The following is a 26128-nucleotide window of genomic DNA, read 5'->3' on the forward strand; positions in this document are numbered from 1 at the left end:
GTGGCGGTCATTGGCCGCCCGTTGAAGAAAACACAAAAAGGGCGACCGATGATCGCCACTACGAAAGCCACTCTTTAAAGGAGAAAAAATAAAAGGAGAAACACAATGAAAAGAGAAGATATAAACATACGTGATCCATTCATATTGCCGTATGAGGGCAAATATTACCTATACGGCTCACGCGGAAGTGAAGTGTGGGAGGACAATGCGACAGGTCTTGACGTATACGTCAGTGAAGACCTTGAAAATTGGTCTGAACCAAAAGAGATATTTACGCGAACTGCAGATTTTTGGGCGGACAGACATTATTGGGCGCCTGAAGTTTATGCGTACAACGGCGCATTCTATATGTTTGCGTCATTCAAATCGGCGGACAGATGCCGCGGAACTATGGTATTAAAGGCAGACAAGCCGGACGGCAAATTTACGGTACACAGTGAGGGTACAATTACACCGCCGGATTGGGAATCGCTTGACGGCACGTTATACATAAGCAAAAGCGGTAAGCCGTATATGATTTTTTGCCATGAATGGGTACAGGTAAATGACGGTGAAATGTGTGCGATTGAAATGAGTGCAGATTTAAAAAGAGCAGTCGGTGAACCGATTTTGTTGTTTAAAGCGAGTGAGGCGAGCTGGATTGCCGAGGCACAGAAAAACAAAGGTATATACGTTACGGACGGTCCGTTTCCGTACAGATGTGCTGACGGTACATTACTTTTGCTATGGTCAAGTATGGGCGAAGAAGGATATACAGAGGCTATTGCAGTGTCGGATAACGGCGACATAGACGGTAATTGGGTACAACGTGACGAACTGCTGTTTAAAAAAGACGGCGGACACGGTATGATTTTCAAAACGTTTGATGACAAATTACTGTTATTGTTACATTCGCCGAACAAGCATCCGCTTGAACGTCCTGCGTATTTTGAACTTGAGGATAAAAACGGAATGTTGTATGTGAAATAGGGGAAAAGTGATGAAAAAAACAATATCTATAATTATAAGTATTGCAATGTGTGCAATGCTTGCGTCCTGCGGCGGTGTGAAGAACGAAGTATCTGATACAGAACAGCCGACGCTCATAGATACAATGAGCCTTGAAGAAAAAGTCGGACAAATTCTGTTTGTGCGTTGCGTTGATGACGAACAAACAGATGATTTAATGAGTATAAAACCGGGCGGAATATTGATGTTCGGACGTGACTTTGAGGGACTTACAAAAGACGAAGTAAAAGAAAAAATACAGAGTTATCAAGATAAAAGCGACATACCGCTTATAATCGGTGCGGACGAGGAGGGAGGAACGGTTGTAAGAGTAAGTTCAAACCCTAATCTTGCACCCGAAAAATTCAAGTCGCCGCAAGAGATTTACAATGAGGGCGGAATGGACGCAGTAGTTGAAAATGCAACGGAAAAATCGGAACTCCTTTTGAGCTTGGGAGTTAATATGAACCTTGCGCCTGTTGCGGACGTTTCGACAAATCCGTCTGATTATATGTATGACAGAAGTCTTGGACAAAATGCGGAAGTTACGGCTGATTTCGTTTCAAAGACGGTAACGGCAATGAATAACGCAGGAATTATGAGCGTATTAAAGCATTTTCCGGGATATGGCGGTGTAGGCGGTGACAGTCATCAAGGCACTGTTTATGACGACAAAACTGCCGAGAGCATACGCGAAAACGATTTGCTTCCGTTTAAAGCCGGAATTGAGGCGGGTGCAAGCTGTGTGCTTGTGGCACATAATACGGTCAATGCACTTGACAGTGAAAACCCCGCGTCACTTTCACCGACAATTCACAATATGCTTAGAGATGAGTGCGGTTTTGACGGTGTTATAATGACAGACGACATTGCTATGGGCGCAGTCGCAGATATGGAGAATGTGTACGTTAAAGCGGTAAATGCGGGTAATGACTTACTTATAACGACCGATTATCAAACAGGTTATAATCAGATTTTAAACGCGGTTAAATGCGGTGAAATCAGCGAAGAGACACTAAACAGTGCAGTAGAGCGAGTGCTTAAGATGAAAGGGCAAATATAAAATAAAGGCTGTCGCAATCGACAGCCTTTTATAATGTCTGTAATTTATCAGCCTTTGATTAGGTTTTCGTAATCGTCCTCAGGCATTGGCTTTGCACAATAGAACCCTTGAATTTTATCGCAATGCATTTCTTTCAACAAATCGTATTGATTTTTTGTTTCAACACCCTCTGCCGTAACCGACATTTGAAGTGTATGTGCAAGCGATATTGCACTCGATACAATAGCTTTTGACTTGTCGTCTGTTTCGAGTTTATCGACAAAACGTTTGTCAAGTTTAACTATGTCGCAAGGCAGAAGATTAAGCATATTAAGTGAAGAATATCCGCTGCCGAAGTCATCAAGCAAAACTTTAATTCCATGCTTTTTACATTGCTTTGTAAGCGAAATAAGTAAGCTTTCGTTTTCTGCAAGAATACTTTCGGTAAATTCAATTTCAATCAGATTTAGCGGTATTCCGTACTTTTCAACCGTCTTGATATGATCCTCAACAAAGTTTTCGTCCAATAACTGCAAGAGCGATACGTTTACCGATATTGGCGAAACGTCATAGCCCAGATCAAGCCATTTTCTGATTTTGGCACAAGTTTCTTCAAGTACATATTTGTCAAGCTTAATAATATCGCCGTTCTTTTCAAACAGCGGTATAAACATACCCGGTGAAATTATTGTTCCGTCAGGTTTTTGCCAACGTACAAGAGCTTCTGCACCGTCAAATTTGTTTGCGTTAATATTGAATTTAGGTTGGAAATAAACCTTAAATTCTTTGTTTTTAATAGCATCCTCAAAGCCGTTTTCAATCGTTTTCTGCATCATAATATCATTACGTTGCTTTGAAGAATATATTGCATATTGCGATTGTGAGGACTGTCCTTTCAAATGCTTTTGTGTTATTCTTGCACGATTAAGCATTGAATTTATCTTCATATCTCTGTCATCCACAAGATAAATTCCGACAGATACCGTCATATTATATACACCGCCTGCCGGACTGTATAATTTAAGCGAGTTAAAGAAATCTGCGCAAGCGTTATCTAACGACTTAGTATTGTCGTATGTGATTAATGCGACAAAGTGGTCGTCAAAAATTCTTGAACACAATTCTTTTGGCTCAAGTCGCTTATAAATGGCAGACCACAAAAATTTTAAAGCTCTGTCGCCTTCGTCATCACCGAAAAAGTCATTGATATATTGGAAATTGTTTATATCAAGGTTAATTAAAGCATAATTTTCATCGGGATTGTCTTTCAGTGTTTTCTCAGCCTCAAAAACAAATTTTGTATATGACATACCGCCTGTAAGACTGTCAACGTAAGCCATTTCCTCAAGCTGCTTTTGACCGGTGGTTTTTGCTTTGATTGCCATATGCAATAGGTAGAAAAATACGATTGAGCAAAATACGATGAACAGGTAACAGCATATAAGAATTTGAGTTGTGTACTTTGTCACAACGTTTTTTGGCACAACGGTAAGTATGTACCAGTCGTTTATATTAAGCGGTGTATAATAAATGTATTTTTCAATGCCGTTAAGCATTATTATTCCGTCTGATTTACCTTCTTTTAAATCGGCTTGCATTTGCTGTATGGCACTGTCATTTTTGCTTGACGCTTGACTCATTTCATCAAACAGATTGTCGAATGTCAATCCGAATGAACCGTTATGAGATGAACCGACAATTCTTTTTCCGTCACTGTCAATGACGTAAGAATATCCTTTGTTTTCAAATGTAGGCGTTGAAATTGAATCTGCATATCGGGAAGTCAGATATGTAGAGAAAATTACGAATTTATTTTCGCCGTCTATTCTTATGGGTGTAGTGCATACAAGAAATGTAAAATCATTATATGAATCGCAAAAGAATTTAGTTTCTTCGCTGTTAAAAGCCTCTTTTGTATTAGGAAATTGCGATAAGTCGATTTCGACTCCGTTTATGTCGGTAAGCTTGCCGTCAGGTGTTATAATTCCTAAAAGATGCTGTTGATCATCGATTTGGCTATGCTTTAAAAATGTAAGAATATCGTCAAAAGAGGCATAACCCAATTTTTCTATATAAGATGCCGCATTTTCTATGATTTTTGCATCTCTTCCGAGTTCAAGACTGAAAATAGTCTGATTTTGGTGTGAAATTTCAGAAAGAGTAGAAATCGTTCGTTGATTTGCCGCATAGGTAATATAACTGGCATAGCTGATTATAACAATAGCCATAGTGACAAGCAGGGCAATTGGAAGTCTCAATCTTTTTGATATTGTTTTTTTATACATATATTCTGTGCCTCCCCAAAAAAGAAAATATGAATAATTATATAATTATATTATCATAATAGGCAGAACAGTGCAATAATTTCAAATAAAAAAACACATATAAATGTGTTTTTTTGGAGATTTTACACTAATATATATCCGATAATGAGTCGATGTTTGTGCGGTCAAACATAATCGGGTCGCCGAGTATTATTTCGCTTGCATTGTCCTTGTCAGCGGTGATTGTCTTTTCGCCGAGTGAACCGGCGGTAAATGTTTCACCTATGCTGCCTGTTATTTCATTTTCGTCAAGGGCTTTAAGCGTGTAGGCGGTAAGGTAGCCGAGATCGGTCGTATTCCATATGTACAATCTGTCGCACGTTCCGTCTTTTATGTATTCGGATAATTCACTCGGAAAACCAAGTCCTATAAGATTTACATCCTTACCGGATTTTTCAAGTGCTTTGGCGGCGGAACTCAAGCCTATTGTCGTAGGAACGATAATAGTTTTAATAGCGTCATTTTGCAAAAGATATTGTGTTTCCGTGTAAGATTTGGTTGCATCATCATCGCCGTAAGCTATTTCGATAAGAGGCATATTGCTGTATTTTTCGGGATTTTCGTCCATTTCGAGCTTTAGATAGCGTATCCATTGATTTTGATTTGGTGCACTGCCTGTGGAAGTTAAAATCGCAAAACCCCCTTCACCGTTTGAAACGTCATACGCACTCTTCATAAAATTTCGTCCGAGTACTTCCGGATCGGCTTGTTGAATATGTGTTTTTCGTGAAGTTGAATTTACGGGTGAGTCAACCGATATTACTTCAATGCCTGAATTCAGAGCCTCGGTAAGTGCAGGCTCAAGTGCGTCGGTATCGTTGGCGGAAATGGCAATTCCGTCTACGTTATTGTCCATAAGTTCGTTTATAATTTCAATTTGTTTGTCGGCAGTTGCGGAAGTAGGCGCTTTGTATATCGCTTCAATACCTATTTCGTTGCAGGCGCTTTCAAAACCCTCAAAAACTTTTTGGCTATACGGATTTTGTATATCTTTTCCGACAAAAGCATAGACAGTTTCATTTGCTGATTTCTCCGAAGGAGAAGGAGTCGATTCGCTCTGCGGAACAGAACACGCAGTAAGCAATGAAATGCTTATCGCCAATATAGAGGGAATTGAAATTAACTTTTTTATATATTTCTTCATAAGTGTTTCCTCCTCTAAGTTATACATTTTATATTAGTAATATTATACACCATAAAAACATAAAAATAAATATAAATATCAGTCAAAAATAACCCAAAAAAATCTTTTTTAAAAAAATAAAAATTTTTTTAAAAAAAGTGTTGACAAAGTAAAAAAGGTCTGCTATAATAGTCAATGTTGTTGGCCGACACAACAGGTCAGCGCAAATGGGAGTTTAGCTCAGCTGGGAGAGCGTCTGCCTTACAAGCAGGATGTCACAGGTTCGAGCCCTGTAACTCCCACCAAATACACTTTATGAAAATAAAGTGTTATGGCCCGGTAGTTCAGTTGGTTAGAACGCCAGCCTGTCACGCTGGAGGTCGTGAGTTCGAGCCTCATCCGGGTCGCCATATGCCTTTGTAGCTCAGTCGGTAGAGCAAGGGACTGAAAATCCCTGTGTCGGCGGTTCGATTCCACCCGAAGGCACCACTTCACAATTCTATGAATTGTGAAAAATGCGGGAGTGGCTCAGTGGTAGAGCGTCACCTTGCCAAGGTGAACGTCGCGAGTTCGAATCTCGTCTTCCGCTCCATTTACTACAAGACAAAAGACGCAAAAATATGCGTCTTTTGTTATTTGTATCCGGCGCCATAGCCAAGTGGTAAGGCAGAGGTCTGCAAAACCTTTATTCCCCAGTTCAAATCTGGGTGGCGCCTCCAATAAGGAAGATGCTGCGGCTTAAGAATATACTTAGGTCGCAGCATTTTTTATATAAAATTTGATTTTGGTATGGTGGTATGATATGAAAAAGATAAAGAAATTTTTTGCCATACTTTTGATATTAGCAATAGGAATAGCCGTGATTAATTCGCAGACAGACTTTTTCTTGAATTTCGGAAGTTATGTTCCGTATCTTAAAGAAAATTGTCCGGAGGTTACGGAGTCAGTTTCGGCATTGTCCGAACGGCTTTCGAGGGTGACGGATTATATTCCTACACCGTCCGAGCTTATGGCAATGATAAAACAGGAGGATTTACCTATTGATCCGTCAGATGTGGCGGTCAATGCGTATATACAGAACAGTCCTATGCTTTCGTTTTATCCGAACGAAAATATTTCTATGATTGCGGATTATGACAGAATACAGATATTCGGAATTGTCGGCTCAAGAAGTAAATCAAATTTGATTGCGGCATTTATCGATGAAAACGGTGAAACGCTTGAACAGGTTTCGATTACGGCAAATTCCGAAAATAGTTTCAATAAAACAATATCAATTCCGAAAACGAACGGCTCATCTGTCGGTGTTGACGTGTATACCGGTGATAAGCCTTACGGACAGTTTGAAAGCTGGGTGTATAATTATGTAAAACTTGTGCGTGACGGCAACGGCGGTTGGGTTATCGAACAGTCACCTGTGTTTGAACATAATAAGGCGATGTATGAAAAGGATAAGTCAATTAAAGAGGCACTTAAATACACCGCGTCTATACAATCAAACAGTGACAGTATAATCTCTATCGCCGAACAGCTTACGGCGGATAAAACGACCGACTATGAAAAAGTGCTTGCGTTGCACGATTGGATATGTTCTTATATGTATTATGACGTTGACAGCCTGGCAAGTGACGAGGCACCGCCGTATTACGCAACGGATATAGTAAAGAGCCGTAAGGCAGTGTGTCTTGGTTTTGCAACGCTTATGGCGTCGTTGTGCAGAAGTATTGATATACCGTGTAATGTCGTGTCGGGATACGCACTTGGTGTTGGTAATGATACCGCGTGGACAGATACAAGTATTGCAACCGACGAACAAAATCATGCATGGAATGAAGTATACGTTGACGGCAGATGGATGATTGTCGATACAACATGGGATTGTGCAAATAAAATCGAAAACGGTGAAATGAATAAGGGCGAAGTTTCACATTTGTATTTTGACGCAAATTTGCAGTTCTTCTCAAATAATCATAAAATATTGGAATACTCAAAAAGAAGATAATTTAACGTTCGTAGTGGCGATCATCGGTCGCCCGAGTAGCAGATAATAGGTAAGAGAGAAAAGAGCCACCCCACAGACGGCTACGCCGCCAGCTCCCCTCAATGGGAGCCATACGAAAGCCTCTCCTTGAGGAGAGATGTCACGAAGTGACGGAGTGGTGGCAAATCGAAAGGCAAGGTAAAGCCACCCCACAGACGGCTACGCCGCCGGCTCCCCTCAATGGGAGCCGTACGAAAAGCCTCTCCTTGAGGAGAGGTGTCACGAAGTGACAGAGTGGTGGCAACACAACAGCAGGCAAGCCAAAAACACAACACAGGCTTGTCTGTTTTGGATATAATCAAAAACAAAGGGAAAAATAAAAGGCGAAACAATGAAAATAGGAAATTTTGAAACAGAAAACAACGTATTTCTTGCACCGATGGCGGGAGTAACTGATTTACCTTTCAGAAAAATATGCCGAAGATACGGTGCAGGACTTGTGTATTCGGAAATGGTGAGTGCGAAAGGACTGTACTACAACGATAAAAAAACCGCCGATTTAATGCGGATAGATGACGAAGAACGTCCTTGTGCGATACAAATATTCGGCTCTGACGCTGATATAATGGCGGAAGTGATACCGAAAGTTATGGCGGTAAAACCTGATATAATAGATATAAATATGGGCTGTCCCACACCGAAAATCGTAAATAACGGTGACGGCAGCGCATTGCTTAAGACACCCGAAAAAATAGGCGAGATAGTGCATAAAGTTTCTTCCGCGTCGCCTGTGCCTGTGACGGTAAAAATTCGTAAAGGTTGGGACGATGACAGTATAAATGCAGTTGAAGTTGCAAAGATTATAGAACAAGGCGGAGCGGCGGCGATTGCGATACACGGCAGAACGAGGGCAGAGTTTTACAGCGGAACGGCGGATTGGGATATAATAAAGAAAGTAAAAGAATCGGTTTCAATTCCGGTAATCGGCAACGGCGATATAAAATGTGCCGAGGATGCGAAAAGAATGATTGATATGACGGGTTGTGACGCGGTTATGATAGGCAGAGGCTGTGAGGGAAATCCGTTTATATTCAGACAGGTAAACGAATATCTGAAAAACGGCAAAGTGAACTTTGAACCGACTCCTCAGGACAGACTTGCACAAGCGTTGGAACATATTGAAATACTTGTTGAAGAAAAGGGCGAAAGCCGCGGAATAAAAGAGGCGAGAAAGCATATTGCATGGTATATCAAGGGACTTGCGGGTTCGTCGAGATTAAAGGGCGAAGTTTTCAAAATTAGTGATATTGCCACAATGCGAATATGCCTTACAGACTATATTAATCAATTATAATAAACTTTAAAATGACGTAAAAAAGGTCTTGAAAAAAACCGCAAAATTTGTTATAATTAATAAAATTAATACTAATGAGAGGAGTTATAAGAATGGAAGAAAAATTTTCTAAGGAAGGTCTTACATTTGATGATGTATTACTTGTACCGCAAGCATCTGATTTTACACCTAACGAAGTTGACTTAACAACAAAACTAACTAAAAACATAACGCTTAACATACCGCTGATGAGTTCGGCAATGGATACTGTTACAGAGTCGTCAATGGCTATTGCAATCGCACGAGAGGGCGGAATCGGAATAATTCATAAGAATATGACGATTGAACAGCAGGCTGCGGAAGTTGATAAAGTAAAGAGAAGTGAGAACGGCGTTATAGCCAATCCGTTCAGTCTTTCTGAAAACCATACGCTAAAAGACGCAGATGAGCTTATGGGTAAATATAAAATTTCAGGTGTTCCGATTTGTGATGACAATAACGTGCTTATCGGTATAATTACAAACCGTGACTTGAGATTTGAAACAGATTTTGCAAAGAAAATTAAAGACGCTATGACAAGCGAAAATCTTATAACTGCTCCTGTCGGAACAACTCTTTCAGAGGCACAGAAAATTCTTTCAAAGCACAAGATTGAGAAGTTGCCGATAGTTGATGAGAAAAATCACTTAAAAGGACTTATTACAATAAAGGATATTGAAAAAGCTATCCGTTATCCGAATTCTGCAAGAGATAAGAACGGCAGACTTTTGGTCGGTGCGGCAATCGGTGTTACCAACGATGCATTGGAAAGAGTTAAGGCTGTATATAACGCAGGTGTTGACGTTGTTGTACTTGACAGTGCACACGGTCACAGTAAGAATATCATAAATAAGGTTAAGGAAATCAAGGATGCATTCCCTGATTTGGACTTAATCGCAGGAAATATTGCAACAGGTGAGGCGGCAGAGGCACTTATTAACGCAGGCGCAGACTGTGTTAAGGTCGGTATCGGACCGGGTTCGATCTGTACAACCCGTGTCGTTGCAGGTATCGGTGTACCGCAGATTACTGCTGTATATGACGTAAGCCAAGTTGCAAAGAAGTACAATATCCCTGTTATCGCCGACGGCGGTGTTAAGTATTCGGGCGATGTTGTTAAGGCTGTTGCGGCAGGTGCTGACGTAATTATGCTTGGCAGCTTGCTTGCAGGCTGTGACGAAAGCCCGGGCGAATTTGAAATATTCCAAGGCAGACGTTTTAAGGTTTACAGAGGTATGGGTTCTATTGCGGCTATGGAATGCGGAAGTAAGGACAGATACTTCCAAACAGGTTCAAAGAAACTTGTTCCTGAAGGCGTTGAAGGTCGTGTACCTTACAAAGGTCCTGTTTCTGATACTATATTCCAAATACTTGGCGGTCTGCGTTCGGGTATGGGTTACTGCGGAACTAAGACAATTCAGTTGTTAAAGGAAAACGGTAAGTTCGTAAGAATTACAGGCGCAGGTCTAAAGGAAAGCCACCCTCATGATATTTATATCACTAAAGAGGCTCCAAACTACAGCTACAATACACAAGGCTAATAAGAAATTTAAGGCAAGTCACTTATGTGGCTTGCTTTTTTATATTGATAATTATAAAAATGTGTGGTATAATATAAATACCACATTTTTAACTATCATATTTTATGATATAGACAATTTAAAAAAGCACGTTTGGATATTCGGTTTTATGAATATTCTTTTTTGCCGTGTGGAATAGTAGTTTGTGTTTGTAAAAAACGCAGGCTTTTCATATTGGAATACTGCTATTCTGAATGGCTTTAATTGTGTGTTTCATTAGTGATAGTTAAATGTGTGGTAACATTAAATCTAAGCCGCGTTTTTGTGCGTGGTATAGGTTTTATACCACGCATTTTTTAATGCGTGGATTTGTGTCAAACGGCACATAAAAGTTACATTCATATTAATAAAAATTTATTCTAGGAGGAAAACGACAAATGAAAAAGAAACTTTTAAGTATTGTTCTTGCACTTTCTATGATTTGTGCATTAGTACCGATTATGGCGTCCGCCGAAACAACCGCCACAAGCGGTACTTGCGGTGAGAATGTTACATGGACACTCAGCGATGATGGAACGCTTACAATCAGTGGTACGGGGGATATGGAGGATTATAGTTATGGAAATTATTCTCCATTTGAGCGTAATCAGAGCATAAAAACTGTAGTTATAGAAAATGGAGTAACAAGTATAGGCAATATGATGTTTTATTATACTACATCACTGAAAAGCGTAACAATTCCCGACAGTGTAACAAGTATAGGCAATACGGCATTTGCGTACTGTTGGGGATTGAAAGGTATAACAATTCCCGACAGTGTGAAAAGCATAGGTAGCCTAGCATTCTATGATTGTAATGATTTAACCAATATAACAATTCCAAATAGTGTAATTGTTATAGGAAATTCTGCATTCGAAAATTGCGATAATTTAACCAATATAATAATTTCAAACAGTGTAACCGATATAGGGGAAACGGCATTTCGTAATTGTAAAAAATTAACGGATATAAAATTGTCAAATTCTTTAACAAGTATCCCTAAAGATATGTTTGTACAATGTTATGCTTTGACAAATGTAACAATTCCTAATAGTGTAACAAGTATAGGAGAACAGGCATTTGAGTATTGTAATAGTTTAGCAAGTATCATAATACCAAAAGGGGTCGAAAGTATTGGCAGTAGGGCATTCACAGGTTGTAGCAGTTTAAAAGAAATAAATGCGGACTTGAATAATCAAAATTACAGTTCAATAGACGGAATTCTTTTTTCAAAAGATAATACGACACTTGTAAGATGTCCGGAAGGAAAGAAAAATTCGTATGAAATACCAGACGGCGTAACAAATATAGGAGAACAGGCGTTCTATAATTGTACCAATCTTACAAGTATAGAAATCCCTAATAGTGTGACAAGCATAGGGGAACAGGCATTCCATAATTGTACGGGTCTTACAAGTATGTCAATTACTAATGGTGTGACGCAGATAGGCGGCAATTCATTTGCGTACTGCGAAAATTTAGTAAGTATAGGGATACCGAAAAGTGTAACAAGTATTGGTGCCGGTGCATTTAACCAATGCAGTAGTTTAACAAGTGTATATTATGGCGGTACAAAAGAAGAATGGAATGCAATAGATATAACTTGGTTTGGCAACGATTGCTTGAAAAATGCAACTGTTCACTATAAAAGAGATATACCATTGACAACCGCAAAGGTAACAACGGAAAAAGTCGGTGAGGGATATACGTTTAATGTAGAGCCTGCGACAACATATGAAGATTGTTATGTTTATGCGGCTATGTATGACGAAAACGGTTTGTTGACAGGTTTTGAGCGTGTTCCGCTTGAAACGTCGGGCAGTACGACTATTTCAGTTAACAAAACGGATAAAGTCGAATCGGCGAAAGTGTTTGTTTTATCGGATATGTTGCAACCTGTTATACAAGCACAAGAATTTAACATTGAATAATTAAGAGATACAAAAGGCGGTTTGGCACCGCCTTTTTGTATGCCTAAAACAGCCCCATACCGCCGTATGTGGCGATAAGTGCGGCGAAAACGATTGAAACCATAGACAGAAGTTTAATTAATATATTAACGGACGGACCGGAAGTATCTTTAAACGGATCACCGACCGTATCGCCGACAACAGCGGCTTTATGATTTTCACTCCCCTTACCGCCGAAATTACCCGCTTCGATATATTTCTTCGCATTATCCCAAGCACCGCCCGAATTAGCCATCATTACAGCAAGTGCAAAACCGGATATTAAAGCACCTGCAAGCATACCGACAACACCGTTGCACCCAAGCACCAATCCGACAATTATCGGTGCAAGTATTCCGAGTGCGGCGGGGAAAATCATCTCTTTTAGCGAAGATTTTGTGCATATGTCAACGCACGTTTCATAATCAGCCTCTGCTTTTCCGTCAATCAATCCTTTTATCTCCTTAAACTGTCGTCTTACTTCAACAACAATTTTTTGTGCCGCACGTCCGACAGCTCTCATAGTCATTGCACTGAACAAAAACGGCAGCATTGCCCCTGAAAATAAGCCTATGAGCACCGCCGGATTAGTGACGGAAAGATTAAGTTCAATTCCCATTTCGGTTATTTTATCGGTGTATGAAACTATCAGTGCAAGCGCGGTTAGTGCCGCCGAGCCTATTGCAAAACCTTTGCCTGTTGCGGCGGTCGTGTTGCCGAGTGAATCGAGTGCGTCCGTTCTTTCACGCACTATATCGGGAAGTCCCGACATCTCCGCGATACCTCCCGCGTTGTCGGCAACAGGTCCGTATGCATCTGTCGCAAGCGTTATGCCGAGTGTTGAAAGCATACCGACTGCCGACAGACCGACTCCGTAAAGTCCGTCCTCAAAGCTTGCCATACCTCCTGCGGTAAAGTAGCTTATAATTACCGAAATTCCGATTATAATAACAGGTATCGCCGTTGACGACATTCCCAGTGCGATACCGTCTATTATGATTGTCGCCGAGCCTGTATTTGAAGATTTTGCAAGGTTTTTTGTAGGCTTGTAAGAGTCAGACGTGTAATACTCTGTGAAATATCCTATCATCACTCCTGCGATAAGTCCCGAAATAACCGCCCAAAATACATTTGAATTGTCGGGAAGTAATGTGAAAATAAGAAATGCCGAGCCGACTGCCGACAGGATTGACGCAATGTATGTACCGCGTCTTAATGAGCCTAAAAGCGATTTTTGCGTTGCACCTTCCTTTGTCGAAACGAAAAACGTGCCGATAATAGACGCAATTATGCCGATTGCGGCGATAAGCATCGGCACAAGTACACCGTTAAAGCCAAGTCCTGCCGCTGACGCAAGCGCTCCGCACGAAATAATCGAGCCGACATACGATTCATACAAATCAGCACCCATTCCTGCAACGTCACCGACATTGTCGCCGACATTATCGGCAATGCAAGCAGGATTACGCGGATCGTCCTCAGGTATACCGATTTCGACTTTACCGACTAAATCCGCTCCGACATCAGCCGCTTTTGTGAATATTCCGCCACCCACGCGTGCAAACAGTGCCATTGAACTTGCACCCATACCGAATGTGAGCATAGCGGTCATAACGTCATTTATGCTTAGTTTAAACACGAATTTCAAAAGAATAAACCACACACTTATATCGAAAAGTCCTAAACCGACAACGGTAAGCCCCATGACAGAGCCTGACGCAAACGCGATTTTTAAACCCTTGTTAAGTCCGTCACGAACACCGTTCGCGGTGCGTGTGTTGGCGTATGTGGCGATATTCATACCGACATATCCCGACAATCCCGAAAAAAATCCGCCTGTCAAAAATGCAAACGGCACAAACGGACTTAGAAATCTTTTCGACGCAAGTACAGTCAAAATGAAAAACATAATCGCAAAAAATATTCCGACCGTTTTGTATTGACGTTTAAGATATGCCATCGCACCTTTGCGTATTTTGACGCTGATGCTTTTCATCATATCCGTACCTTCGCTTTTTCGCTTTACGGAGTAAAATTTGATGAATGAAAATAACAGTGCGGTAAGTGAACAGACAAGAACTATTATCGGTGCAGTAGTTTCAAAGCTTTCCATACGGATACCCCCTTTTGTTTATATTTATTCCGCTTTGTAATATTTGATTACAAAAAAATCGGACGATTGTAATCGCCCGATTTAGATAGTAAACAAAACCGTTAAGGTTTTGTTTACTTTGTTATTGGGAGTTTGAGGTGCTAACCTCATTAAAAATCATTTCTGGCGACATGTGCGACAGAAATGGCATAAAATCTAAAGTTTCGACGTTTGAGGAACTTTATGATTTTTTTATTTCTGTACAGTGAATATTGTAACGCTCTGTGGCGGGAATGTGTATTCAAATGTATTTGATACGGCTGTTAAAGCCGATGTTTTCGGCGATACCTTTTTCGGATTATCGAAATCGTTTATATCATCAAGCGAATTGCCGGAAAGCTCCGTTACGTTTGCGTTAATGCCGTTTACGCCTTCAACGCATATTTCAGATGTTATTTCGGTGTCACGCACATTGACCGCTTTAATATAAATGTTGTTATCGTCACTGCTTGCGGTGTAGTACAATTCCTCCATAACAGGCTGTTTGTCGATTGCAGTGTTTGCGGTTTTGCCATTTATATATGTAGTAATATTTCTGCCGTTGACTTCAAGGCAAAGTTTGTATTCCTGTCCTGTCATTACGGAGAAAATGTTGTGGTCAAGGCACGAACCGCGTCCGTTTACTTGTGCGTTGACTTCTGTGTCTTGATTTTGCCAACCGCCGATAAACCATTGAATTAAGTTTTTATTGTCCGACTTGCCGAAGAACAGGCGGAAACCTTTGTCGCCTGCTGTGCGTTTGGCGGTAAATTCGACTTTGTAATGATTTGAGTCTATGCTGTCTATAACGGCTTTACCGCCGTTGCTGAATGATAGATTTTCATATGTTTTTACATTGCCTGTTGCGATGTCGGTGATTTTAATATCGTAAAATTCCGCACTGCATCTGTCAGCTTCAATCTCAATATTACCGCTGATTTTGTCACTGCCAAGAGTGATAGGCTTGTCAAAACCGTCGTGCTTTACGTCAAGCAGATTGTTGCCTGTGCAGTTCATAAACATTTTTTGTACATAGTAATTTGCACTGCCGTATACTCTGTGATTGTCAAACCAAATCATATCGGGCTGCCAGTTTATGTAGTCAACATTGCATAAAAGCGGTGCATAGCATACAAGACCGATTGCATGTGCGTTGTTTTCAAGTCCTGTCATATATGCCGCCTCGATAAGTGCGTTGTAATATGTGTTGCCCCATGACGCGTATTCGCCTAAGAATACTTTCGGACCGTCTGACGGCATATTGTCGTAACGGTGGCAGTTGGCAAGCATCCATTCGGGTGATGTGTAGTAATGCTCGTCAACAAGGTCAGAGCCGTTCTTTTTTGCGTTGTTCCAACCGCGTTCAAATTCACCGCCTTGTGGGAAAGGTCCGGCAGAGTTGATTATTTTTATTTGCGGATATTTCTCTTTTATGGCTTTGTGGAAAAGGTCATATCTGTCCCAAAAGCCCTGACCGACTTCTTCGTTGCCGACTGCAAGATATTCAAGATTGAACGGCTCGGCGTGTCCCATATCACATCTTATTTTGCCCCACTTCGTGTCGGCAGTGCCGTTGGCAAATTCGATAAGGTCAAGTGCGTCATCAATCCATTCCTGCATTTCGTCAAGCGGAACGGCTTGCTCCATATGCGGATTGTATCCGGCAGGAAGTACAGGCAGAGGCTTTGCGCCGATGTCCTCACAGAATTGGAAGTATTCAAAATGTCCGAGTCCCAACGATTGATTGTATCGCCAGTTGTTACGTCGTGACGGTCTGTCGGTTACAGCACCGATTGTGTTTTTCCAACGGTACATTGAGTTTCTGTCGTCGGAATTAAGTGTGCCGTCGTGGATAAGACAACCGCCCGGAAAACGCATAAATTTAGGCTTTAAGTCCGCAAGCATTTCGGCTATGTCGTTTCTCATACCGTTTTTACGGTTTTTGTAGGTTTTTACGGGGAATAACGATACAAAATCAAGACAGAATTTACATTCTTGCTTTGATGTGACTGCAAGCACTGCCGAAAAATCGTCAACAGGTGATGTTAATGTAAATGAATATTCCGTCCATTCGTTTGACGTGATGTTAAGCGACTTTTCTGTAATAACTTCACCGTATGCGTTGTCTATTGAAACTGTTATTTCACAAGGCTTGTCACTTTTTGCGTAGCATGAAAAATTGTAGCTTTCATCTTCCTTTACCGCAATACCGCTGTTGTAGCCGAGATTTTTTATGCCGGCTCTTGTGCCTGCTTTGTTAATTTCAAGAATAAGATAATTCGGATTTCGCTTTGAAAACGGTGATTTGTTTGATACAAATGACGATACCGACGCACCGCCCTCTTCAATACGTTTCCAAGCCGTCAACGCCTGATATGACGGATTGTCCATAGGTGAAAATTCAAACGCCCTGTTGCGTATCATTTCACCGTAAAGTCCGCCGTCGGCGGCATGGTTTATGTCTTCAAAAAATATACCGTAAAAATCGGACATAGACGCTTTTTTGTTTGTAGTTACTGTGATTTTGTTCATGTTTTAATTCCTTTCGTGATACTTCTAAACTTTTCATATTATATCATAATCCAAATAGAAATGTTTGCAATTTTCAGACTTTAATTTAAAATAATCGGTTAAAGTAACACTTTTCGGTGAGTTTCATATTCTATACCAAGGGAAAACCCCAAAAACATAGAAAGGAATGATAATAAATGGCTGATTGTAACAGAAATTGCTGTAATGACTGCGGAAGAGAAAGAAAATATCCTTGTGATACAAATTTCCGTGAAGCAGTGTGTGTACATACTGATAAGATATATGACAGTTGTAGGGATAAAGACTGCTTGGAAAATGTACGCGTGTACTTGACTTCGTGCGGTCAGGATATTGTGGACAGAGCAATAAACGTTAAATGCACAAAAGCCGAAGTGATTTGGGTGTTTACGGACATTGAGGCTGTGCCGTTTAACAGAGGTTTTTATTCGGTTGATTTGAAGTATTTCTTTAAAGTTACCTTAGCAGTATTTACAGGAGTGGGCCGTCCCACAGAAGTTGAGGGTCTTGCGACTTTTGATAAAAAAGTTATACTTTTCGGTTCGGAAGGTAATGCAAAAGTGTTTGAGTCGAAATATAAAGAGGACGCTTTTGACCCACAGCTTTGGAGAAAAACAAATATGCCGCATGCAGTAGTAGAGGTGGCGGACTGCAAAATGGCAGGTAAAAATACAAAGGATATAACGGTGAAACAATGCGTATATACTGTTGAAAAAAGTACAATGGAACCTGTGGTATAAATTTGAAGAACGGTTTAAACGAAAAAGTTAAACCGTTTTTTATTTTGTGGAATATATTGACAACTGTTGTCGAAAATGATATAATATTTTTAATTATTATTATATAATTTTGTATATCTGTAATAAAAACTTAAATCTGTTAAGCGAAAGGATGAGGGGAATGAATTCAAGGAACAAATTAATCGCTGTTTGCGTTATATGTGCGGCAGTTGCATTGCTGTCTGTCGGCGGAGTTGTTTTTGCATATCAAAAGTATGCGTCAACATTCAATAATGCAAGCAACGGAAATGTAAGTTTAAACAGCATTAATGAAGGTATGTCATATACAATTTTAGATGACGGTACGAATGTTTATGAAAATCCCGATAAAGGCTCGGCAGTGCTTATGCAGACAAAAGCAAATGAAACGGTAAGTTTTTTGGCACTTGCACATGGCGGTTTTTATAAGATAAGAGTAAACGGCGTGGACGGATATGTGTTGTGTGACAAGGTTGTCGATAAAACTCTTGCAACACCGGCACCGACAGAAAATCCGACAAAGGTTATGTACATTGTAAATGTGAATGAAAGCGTAACATTGAGGAAAACTCCGGACCAAAACGGTGAACAGATTACCACAATTCCGCTTGGTACGCAGGTTGAATTTGTAAAAAAGGAAAATGATGATTTTTCAAAAATTAAGTATGGCGGACAAGAAGGCTTTGTAATGACAAAGTATCTTACGGAAGACGCGAATATTGCAATTCAACAGGCAGGCAATAAAAATGCCAAACCTGCTGAACCGGTGCAACATGCGACAGGCTCGTCCGATGTATCGGTTAAATTCACAATGTATGTTTTTAATGTACAGAACTCAATATATTTAAGAAAGTATGCGGAAGAAAATTCGGAAAACATTTGTACAATCCCTTGGGGTGAACCTGTAGGATATATTGAGGATGTTACAAACGGTTTCTACAAAATAAAATACAAGGGACAAATCGGTTATGCCAAAGCGGAATATTTGACATCAACAGATCCTCATGTCTACACAGGCGGAAATCCGATTTATCATATTTCAGGAGTGCAAAATTCGGTGTATTTAAGAAAAACACCGTCAGAGCCGGCGGAATACATTTGTGAAATTCCTGTCGGAGCGGCAGTTGAATATCTCGGCTCGTACAACGGATATGATAAGGTTAATTATAACGGTATGGTCGGATATGTGACAAGTGCATACGTCAGATAGGGGGATAATGATATGAACAGAGAAGATTATAATTTTGATCCAATGACCGGTGAAAAAGTTATTAAAGATGACTATAACTTTGATCCAATGACCGGCGAAAAAATTATTAAAGATGACTATAACTTTGATCCAATGACCGGTGAAAAAATTGTAAAAACAAATGAACAATCTCAACAATTTAATTCTGAGGGGTATCAACCAAACAATAAAATCGCTATTATTGTAATTGTGGTTGTAACGGTTATATTTTTGGCGGTTGCGTCAGGCTTTGCGGGATACTTTTTGGTAAGCGGACACAATCAAGGACAAAAGCCTGCCAATCCGATTTTGACGTCGGAGGCGATAAAGTGGTCGGCGGTAAAGCTGAATGACGGTGAAATACCAAATACATATGAAAATAATATGCCGTCGGCTGAGATAAAAGGCGTCGGAACGAAATCAAGCATAATCAATAAATTGAGAGAAAATACAGATAAAAGTCTTGGTTCACTTCAGGTTTCAGAGATTGACGGCGGTGTAAAGTATTATACTCTCGAAGATCAAATTCTGAGAATAGATATTCCGTCAGGTGTAAACGGTTTTAAGTATAATCGAATTTATTATTTTAATAATGATGTATTGTATTTTGGACTTGTTTATTCGGCGGCAAATCAAAACAATTTGTATTTTTATCAAGGCGAAATGTACAGATATATAAATGAAAAGGGCGAAATGAAACAAAATGAGTTTAAAGATGATGTCTTTAAAACTTTAGGAAATTTTGCTCTTAACGAGGCATATTCTTTTTATGATTATAAGACAGGTGTAAAGAACGACAGAAGATAAAATGTGAAACAGGTAAGTCTATTTTAAATAAGGCTTACCTGTATATTTTTTTATTAAAGCAGTAGAAAATCTTATGAATTTCTGATATAATTATTATAAAAGAATATGATATTAATGCGTTTAAAGGAGGGATAAATATGAAAAATTATAGGAAAGTAATATCGGTAATTGCGGTGTTGATAGGTTTGTTTGTCATGTCGGTGAGTGTTTCGGCGGCAGACTTGGCAATTATTGTAGTGGATGGCAAAGCAGTTGTCGGAAACGGTACATCGGGCGTTGCGATTGTGGCATCGTATGACGAGGACGGAAAACTTACAAAGGTTGTGAAAGAGTATGTGACGGAAAGCAGCAGTACGGTGCTTAATGTAAAAAACGGCGACAAGGTTATGTATTGGGACGGATTAGAAACAATGAACCCGCTTTCGGATACCGTTACTGTAACAGATGTCACTTCGGACGAAGATAAAGAAACCATATATGAGGCGGCGGTCGATAAAGCACTTCGTGAGGCTCTCGGCAAAAATAAGGGCAAGAATATGACGGAACTTCAAAAAGCATTGGCACTTCACGACTGGCTTGTGATGAATTGTCAGTATGATGTGACGACATCAAGACCGAATGCACACACTGCGTACGGTGCGATTGTAGAGGGTTATGCCGTTTGCGACGGTTATGCTAATGCATATAACGACCTACTTGGCAGAGTCGGAGTGACGGCAACGTATGTGTTGGGAAGAAAACCGGTGCATTTGGGTGAGGATCCGCAACTTCATGCTTGGAACTGCGTTACAATCGGCGGAAAAAAATATCATGTTGATGTTACGGCAGATGACCCTGTTCCCGATTTGCTGGGCACAGTGAGTCGTGGGTACTTTTTAGTAAGTGATACTGTATTGAACAGAGCAGGATATGTAGATTATGCTACGCATTGTACGGATACGACTTATGAAAAATATGATATGTTTACCGGTTTTTATATGCAATTTATATGGAATGATGATATTCAGAAATTCTACTATATTGATATGGACAAAGTGAAAACTACTTCTGATTTTACAGAAACACTTATACCTTCATCAGAAGAAAACGGAGCGAAACCGACAAGCTATATTATAACTGAGGACAGCAAATATATTTGTTTCTTTAGACCGAGCTTTGTAACGAGTCAATCCACAGTGTATCTTTATAGCTTTGAAACCGATAAATATTATACATATGCAATCAAGAATATTAAAGATGTTGTTTTCTGTCGACTAAGGCAAAACGGAAATAACATTGAGGTTGTAAGAGATTATTATGAAAACGACATGCCGGTGGGTGTGATTGTGGTAAAGACTATTCCGCTTCCGACTGATATAAAGGAACGCAATGTTACATTTGACTCGAATTATAGCGGCGGAAATACAACAAGTAGCAAATATATCAGTAATTATTGGACAGATGGCGACGGCTCGTTTGACGAGCTGACAAGAGCTGGTTTGGTGTTTGGCGGTTGGTACACCGAAAAAGACGGTGGAACAAAAGTTGAAAATTTTGAAGAAATTTCGGGCGATGATGTAACGCTTTATGCTCATTGGTGGGGTGCTTGGAGCATATCTGAAGACCCGACATTGACCGAAAGCGGAAAAATTATTCGTTCGCTTGAGGGTTATCCGAATGTAACGGAAGAAAAAACAATCCCAAATTTATCGGACGAATCGGTGTGGACAAAAAAGTATACAAAACCGTCGACAATGACAGAAGAAGGATATGAGCTATATACCTCTGAATATGGAAATGTGAAGATTACATTGCCGAAGAAAGATTGGGAGTATGGTATTACTTATAAAGACGGCAGTGTTTATATTACCGTTACGGAAGAAGCTTCTTATATAGTCAGATTTAAGTGCGGAGATAATGTCGGAGACAGAAAGGTAATCACAAACGGTGCAGGTGAATATAGAGTGATGAATCCAAAGGATTTTACACCGAGCGGAACTGTTACTGCAACTCTGTATGACATCGAAATGAATGAACTTGCCACGGTCGAATATGAAGTGGAATAAGATTTAGAATGTGAAACGGTTTAAACGAAATGTTTAAACCGTTTTTGGTTGTAAGATATATTCTATGGAATATATTGACACTATTTGTCAAGAATGATATAATAAATTTAATTATCACTACATAATTTTGTATATTTGGAATAAAATCTAAAAATCTACAAAGCGAAAGGATGAGGGAAATAAATTTAAAGAATAAATTATGAAGTGTTTAAACATTGGGGAATTTTGCTCTCATTAGGGCAATAACAGTATAAAAAATATTAGCCACGTGCAAAGCTCTAAAAACATAGAGTTTATGCAATTTTACGGATGTGGCAAATCCGTTTTGTCACTATAAATTTAATATTTAATGTATAGAAAAAACCACTCTGATTTGGTATAATATAGTTGAAATCAAAATCCCACAAAGGAGAGTGGTTTTTATCTATCGTCAAGAAATTTTAAAAGACATCAGTCTTTTCACTTCACAACCAAAAGCTAAATTTTACGATGAACTATTCATTAATTTAGATTTAAGCTGTATTCCGGCTCAAAACTCAAAATTCGGTCGTGCAAGTTATAGCAATCGTTCTATGATTTGTGCCTTTATCGTTATGAAATGCGAAGGTTTCTCTCAAATTTCGGACTTACACGATTATCTGTCAAACAACTTAATTATTGCCCATTACTGTGGCTTTGACATTTCTCATGAATTACCTTCTTATGCAAAATTCACACGATTTATCCGTGAATTTGATAACGATATACTTCAAACTGTTATGCAATCACAGGTCTTGAAAGCTGCCGATTTATCTTTGATTGATTCATCTTTTATCGCTTTGGATGCTACTCCTGTTAAGGCTAATGTTTCAAACAACAATCCCAAGTCCTTTAAAAAGAATAAGTTCTCCAAAGCCTCTCATCCAAAGTCTGATAAAGATTGCAGGCTTGGTGTTCAAACTGCTTCAAATCAGCACAACGAAAAGAATTATGAATTCTATTGGGGTTACAAAAATCATATTCTTGTCGACTGCATATCGGGCTTACCCGTTTGTGAATTAACAACCGGTGCCAATGTTTCCGACAGTTCTGTAACACTCGAAATACTCAAAAGAGCAAATTCTTATCTTCCTATGTCTGAATGCTCATTTTTAGCTGATAAAGCCTATGATGTTAAGGCTATTTACAACACTGTGCATGACACATACAATGGCGATTGCTTTATTGCCTTAAACAAACGAAATACCAAAAGCCCTAAAAAGTTACCGTCAGGGAATATCATTTGCGAAGCAGGACTCGCAATGCATAAAGACGGCAAGTTTTCAGATAGCGGTCGAACACGTCAGAAATACTGCTGTCCGTTGAAACGCTCTAAAAATGGCAATTGTCCTTGTAATCACAAATGTTGGAATAATGGCAAGAAAAATCGCGGTTGTACTAAATACATAACTCTTCCCGATGATTACAGGCTTTCTATCGATAGAAGCTCAATAGCCTTTAAATCCGTTTATGCTCTCAGAACCGAAGCCGAAAGATACAATTCACGATTTAAGCAAGCAGGCTGTGAAAGAGTTTTTGTTCGTAATGGCAATTCTGTAAAAAATCTTAATACAATTGCTCATATATCACTTTTATCGATTGCAATTGCCGCCGTTATTACTAAGAAAGACGTTTCTTATCGCAGCGTAAAAACTTTAAAACGACTTAGCTGACAATGTTTAAAACCAAATATTTTTGTTCCTTGCCGTTAGGTTTGTTTGCTATGCACTTTTTTAACTATTATTCGCTTTTGTTGCTTCGCTTAGCTTTATTTATGATTTATTTACTTTTTATTTCTTGTGTTTTGCACCTCTCTATAAAAAATATAATATAGGAGTTGATACTGATGAAAAAAAGAGGTATAAGTATTTTAGTTGCTTTGACAATGATGTTCACGTTTGTTTCGGTTAGCGCTGAAAGGAACATAAAAATTTATGTTGACGGTACAGAACTTGAATGCGACAGTCCTGCATTCATTGAAAACGGAAATACTATGGTGCCTATGCGTAACATATTTGAACATCTGAATGCTAAAGTGGATTGGGACAATGATACTAAAACAATTACGGCTAAAAAGGAAGATACCGAGATTACTTTGCAAATAGGTTCTCAAACTTTGAAGAAAAATGAAAAAACGGAACAATTAGACGTTATGCCTGTTATCGTAAATGATACTACATTTGTTCCTGTCAGAGCGGTGTCACAAGCTTTGGATGCGAATGTGGCGTGGGATGATAAAACATCAACTATAAAAATTTCTTCGGATTATTCTGCGGCGAGCAGTGATAATGAACCGACCGTAACAATGTATGCACCTGACGGAAGAACAATTGATATTGCACAATCAGAAGTAGAAGCATACCAAGCAGTCGTCTGACCGTTTGGAACAACCAGCCATAAGAAGTACCGACCTTGGTATATTTGTATCCCATGTACGCACTCGGTGTCGGCACTTTATTGGTTCTCAGGTATTTTGCAATAGAATTGATCGACATATCCTGATGCAGGAACATATCAAAAACCATTCGTACAATCTTAGCGGACTCCTCATCGATTTCCCACCGGTTATGATCACCGTCAACCAGTTTGTACCCATAAAGCGGATGTGATTTCAGTTTGACTCCATTCATGCCAAGGGTATGTTTTGCATAAGTGATCTTTTTGGAAATATCCGCTGCATACATTTCGGCAAAGATACTTTCAAAAACAAACAGATCATTTTCTGTGTTATAGGAATCATAATTATCGGTTACGCCGATCACTCTGACATGGTGCTGCGGCAGAACAAGTTCCACATACTGCCCCACCAGAATATAGTTTCTTCCGAATCGGCTCATATCCTTTACAACAATGGTTTCGATAATACCGTTTTCTACATCTTCCATCATACGCTGAAAATCAGGTCGGTTAAAGTTTGTCCCTGTATATCCGTCATCTGTGACAACTTTAATGTTATAGTACCCTTTGTCAGCTGCATACTGCTTGAGCAGTGCAACCTGATTTTCAATACTCTCACCATCTTTGCCGCCCTCACTGGAACGGCGGGCGTAGAGTATATCCAATTTGTCTGAAAAATTCATGTTCAGAACTCCTTCCCGAATCATGAATACCGGTATTCACAATCATATTTGAACGTTCAATGTTATATCCAATCTTTCCATAAATTTATGCTGCGGATATTGTAGCATATTTGTATTCAGAAAAACCTGTAGTTGAATGTGAAAAAGGACGAAAAGTGTAAATATTCAATAAACAATCGGATTTACAGCAGAAAACCGGTTACGTTTTCCTCTAAAAATTGCGTGATATATGAGAGGAAAAGCGATGCAGAAAAGAGAATGGGCTGACACAGCTGATCTGGAGTAGCAAGCAACGATGATGTGGCACGAACGGTCAGAAAATGACCGCCTGCCAATCATCCGCTTGTTAGGGAAGAATCCCTAAGACCCTCTGAAAAATCACCTGACGGTGTATAAAAATAACCAACAATAATCACATTATTTTCTGCAAAACCAATATGGAGAATTACAGAACGTTTGGTACACTCATGGATACCAAACATAATCCAGCGTGGAAGAAAATCCGTCAGATCTCTGACGAGGCGTGCAAAGAAATGGAAAACAGCAGCAAGGTTTATCATGGAAAGAAAAACTTCGCTATGAACCAGACTGTATTATTCTGCGGTCTGATACGTTTGAGGATTTTCTTGAAAAGTGCAGATTAAACGAAATCGAAACAGTTTACAAACCAGAAAACACGATTTCTCTTAAATTTCGTATGCAGGGATAACAACCGCTTTGCCAGAGCAAAAACGCTGGGATATTACTATCTTCCTGAGAATATTCGGCGTAGAATCAGACAGTTTTCATCGCACAGAAAGATGATTCTTGACCGTGATAAGTTTGATAATAGGGGCTTGCAGTACTGGGCAGATATTCAGAATATCACGATTACAGCAACAACAAACTTGCGTGTATCTATATCAAATGGGCAGAGGAACATTGTCCTGAACGTTTGCAGGCAGAAACAGATAAGGGCAGAATCTATGTTCATATTGACGAGCGTATCACTGAGTGTGAAAAAGAAAAGTGGAAAATCTGGAATAAAATGCGTGCTACTGATCCTGAATATGCACTTGCGATGAAAAATGCCGACACGGCTAAGGTTTGGCAGCTTGAGAATCTCTTTGAGTTGCAGGCTGAGGAGATTGCAATTCAGACGTGTTTGGTAATGTAGCCATTCCTTATTTCTGAT

Annotated in this window: 17 protein-coding genes, 5 tRNA genes and 1 pseudogene; 18 read left to right on the forward strand and 5 right to left on the reverse strand. The window is 39.6% G+C overall.

Going from position 1 to position 26128, the window contains the following annotated elements; genetic code table 11:
* Positions 1 to 105: 105 nt before the first annotated feature.
* Together ACSAMO_RS08255 and ACSAMO_RS08260 are read left to right on the forward strand one after the other, a co-directional pair.
* The gene (locus ACSAMO_RS08255) at positions 106 to 969 is read left to right on the forward strand and encodes a glycoside hydrolase family 43 protein (RefSeq protein WP_022230393.1); all 864 of its coding nucleotides are present in this window, start codon (positions 106 to 108) and stop codon (positions 967 to 969) included.
* Positions 970 to 979: 10 nt separating this feature from the next.
* Positions 980 to 2050 (forward strand): glycoside hydrolase family 3 protein, encoded by a 1071-nt coding sequence (locus tag ACSAMO_RS08260; protein ID WP_499209091.1) that lies wholly within the window; start codon positions 980 to 982, stop codon positions 2048 to 2050.
* A 47-nt stretch (positions 2051 to 2097) separates the two neighbouring features.
* Here the strand turns inward: ACSAMO_RS08260 and ACSAMO_RS08265 are convergent, their stop codons facing one another.
* Entirely contained in the window at positions 2098 to 4314 is a 2217-nt protein-coding gene (locus ACSAMO_RS08265; RefSeq protein WP_499209092.1) for a bifunctional diguanylate cyclase/phosphodiesterase, read from the reverse strand.
* Between the two features lie 127 nt (positions 4315 to 4441).
* Positions 4442 to 5497, reverse strand: coding sequence for a substrate-binding domain-containing protein (locus ACSAMO_RS08270; protein ID WP_499209093.1), 1056 nt, complete (start codon positions 5495 to 5497; stop codon positions 4442 to 4444).
* 208 nt (positions 5498 to 5705) lie between these two features.
* On the opposite strand from ACSAMO_RS08270, the gene ACSAMO_RS08275 reads away from it, so the two are divergent.
* The 9 genes from ACSAMO_RS08275 (at position 5706) to ACSAMO_RS08315 (ending at position 12319) form a co-directional block, all read left to right on the forward strand.
* Positions 5706 to 5781, forward strand: a tRNA-Val gene (locus tag ACSAMO_RS08275).
* Positions 5782 to 5809: 28 nt separating this feature from the next.
* Positions 5810 to 5886, forward strand: a tRNA-Asp gene (locus ACSAMO_RS08280).
* Between the two features lie 3 nt (positions 5887 to 5889).
* Positions 5890 to 5965 (forward strand) — tRNA-Phe (locus ACSAMO_RS08285).
* 28 nt (positions 5966 to 5993) lie between these two features.
* A tRNA-Gly gene (locus ACSAMO_RS08290) sits at positions 5994 to 6068 on the forward strand.
* A gap of 52 nt (positions 6069 to 6120) precedes the next feature.
* Positions 6121 to 6195: transfer RNA gene (locus ACSAMO_RS08295), tRNA-Cys, on the forward strand.
* 83 nt (positions 6196 to 6278) lie between these two features.
* A complete protein-coding gene (locus ACSAMO_RS08300; protein WP_337869044.1) occupies positions 6279 to 7478 on the forward strand; it encodes a transglutaminase domain-containing protein in 1200 nt (399 codons plus the stop codon).
* A gap of 370 nt (positions 7479 to 7848) precedes the next feature.
* Positions 7849 to 8811 (forward strand): tRNA dihydrouridine synthase DusB, encoded by a 963-nt coding sequence (gene dusB, locus ACSAMO_RS08305; protein WP_412614289.1) that lies wholly within the window; start codon positions 7849 to 7851, stop codon positions 8809 to 8811.
* Positions 8812 to 8903: 92 nt separating this feature from the next.
* Complete coding sequence (gene guaB, locus ACSAMO_RS08310) at positions 8904 to 10370, forward strand: IMP dehydrogenase (RefSeq protein WP_412614287.1); 1467 nt, start codon at positions 8904 to 8906, stop codon at positions 10368 to 10370.
* 416 nt (positions 10371 to 10786) lie between these two features.
* Positions 10787 to 12319 (forward strand): leucine-rich repeat domain-containing protein, encoded by a 1533-nt coding sequence (locus tag ACSAMO_RS08315; RefSeq protein WP_147514282.1) that lies wholly within the window; start codon positions 10787 to 10789, stop codon positions 12317 to 12319.
* 43 nt (positions 12320 to 12362) lie between these two features.
* Here the strand turns inward: ACSAMO_RS08315 and ACSAMO_RS08320 are convergent, their stop codons facing one another.
* Both ACSAMO_RS08320 and ACSAMO_RS08325 read right to left on the reverse strand, forming a co-directional pair.
* Positions 12363 to 14450: a sodium-translocating pyrophosphatase gene (locus ACSAMO_RS08320; RefSeq protein ID WP_499209094.1), complete on the reverse strand. Its 2088-nt coding sequence runs from the start codon at positions 14448 to 14450 to the stop codon at positions 12363 to 12365.
* 231 nt (positions 14451 to 14681) lie between these two features.
* Positions 14682 to 17000: an alpha-L-arabinofuranosidase family protein gene (locus ACSAMO_RS08325; RefSeq protein WP_499209095.1), complete on the reverse strand. Its 2319-nt coding sequence runs from the start codon at positions 16998 to 17000 to the stop codon at positions 14682 to 14684.
* Positions 17001 to 17176: 176 nt separating this feature from the next.
* Between ACSAMO_RS08325 and ACSAMO_RS08330 the strand changes: the two genes are divergently transcribed.
* The 6 genes from ACSAMO_RS08330 to ACSAMO_RS08355 all read left to right on the forward strand — a co-directional run bounded on the left by ACSAMO_RS08330 (position 17177) and on the right by ACSAMO_RS08355 (position 24251).
* Entirely contained in the window at positions 17177 to 17758 is a 582-nt protein-coding gene (locus ACSAMO_RS08330) for a hypothetical protein (protein ID WP_308456034.1), read from the forward strand.
* A 160-nt stretch (positions 17759 to 17918) separates the two neighbouring features.
* Positions 17919 to 18986, forward strand: a complete 1068-nt coding sequence (locus ACSAMO_RS08335; RefSeq protein ID WP_337869033.1) for an SH3 domain-containing protein — start codon at positions 17919 to 17921, stop codon at positions 18984 to 18986.
* 12 nt (positions 18987 to 18998) lie between these two features.
* A complete protein-coding gene (locus ACSAMO_RS08340; RefSeq protein WP_118445972.1) occupies positions 18999 to 19811 on the forward strand; it encodes a hypothetical protein in 813 nt (270 codons plus the stop codon).
* Between the two features lie 137 nt (positions 19812 to 19948).
* Positions 19949 to 21856, forward strand: a complete 1908-nt coding sequence (locus tag ACSAMO_RS08345; protein WP_499209096.1) for a transglutaminase domain-containing protein — start codon at positions 19949 to 19951, stop codon at positions 21854 to 21856.
* 413 nt (positions 21857 to 22269) lie between these two features.
* Complete coding sequence (locus ACSAMO_RS08350; RefSeq protein ID WP_499209097.1) at positions 22270 to 23547, forward strand: transposase; 1278 nt, start codon at positions 22270 to 22272, stop codon at positions 23545 to 23547.
* 173 nt (positions 23548 to 23720) lie between these two features.
* Entirely contained in the window at positions 23721 to 24251 is a 531-nt protein-coding gene (locus ACSAMO_RS08355; protein WP_499209098.1) for a copper amine oxidase N-terminal domain-containing protein, read from the forward strand.
* 46 nt (positions 24252 to 24297) lie between these two features.
* Here ACSAMO_RS08355 and ACSAMO_RS08360 read toward each other — a convergent pair.
* A pseudogene (locus ACSAMO_RS08360) lies at positions 24298 to 24978 on the reverse strand (recombinase family protein); the annotation flags it as partial.
* Positions 24979 to 25888: 910 nt separating this feature from the next.
* Between ACSAMO_RS08360 and ACSAMO_RS08365 the strand changes: the two are divergent.
* Entirely contained in the window at positions 25889 to 26110 is a 222-nt protein-coding gene (locus ACSAMO_RS08365) for a hypothetical protein (RefSeq protein ID WP_499209099.1), read from the forward strand.
* The last annotated feature ends 18 nt before the right edge of the window (positions 26111 to 26128 follow it).

Source organism: Ructibacterium sp. SJQ-7, assembly GCF_054696575.1.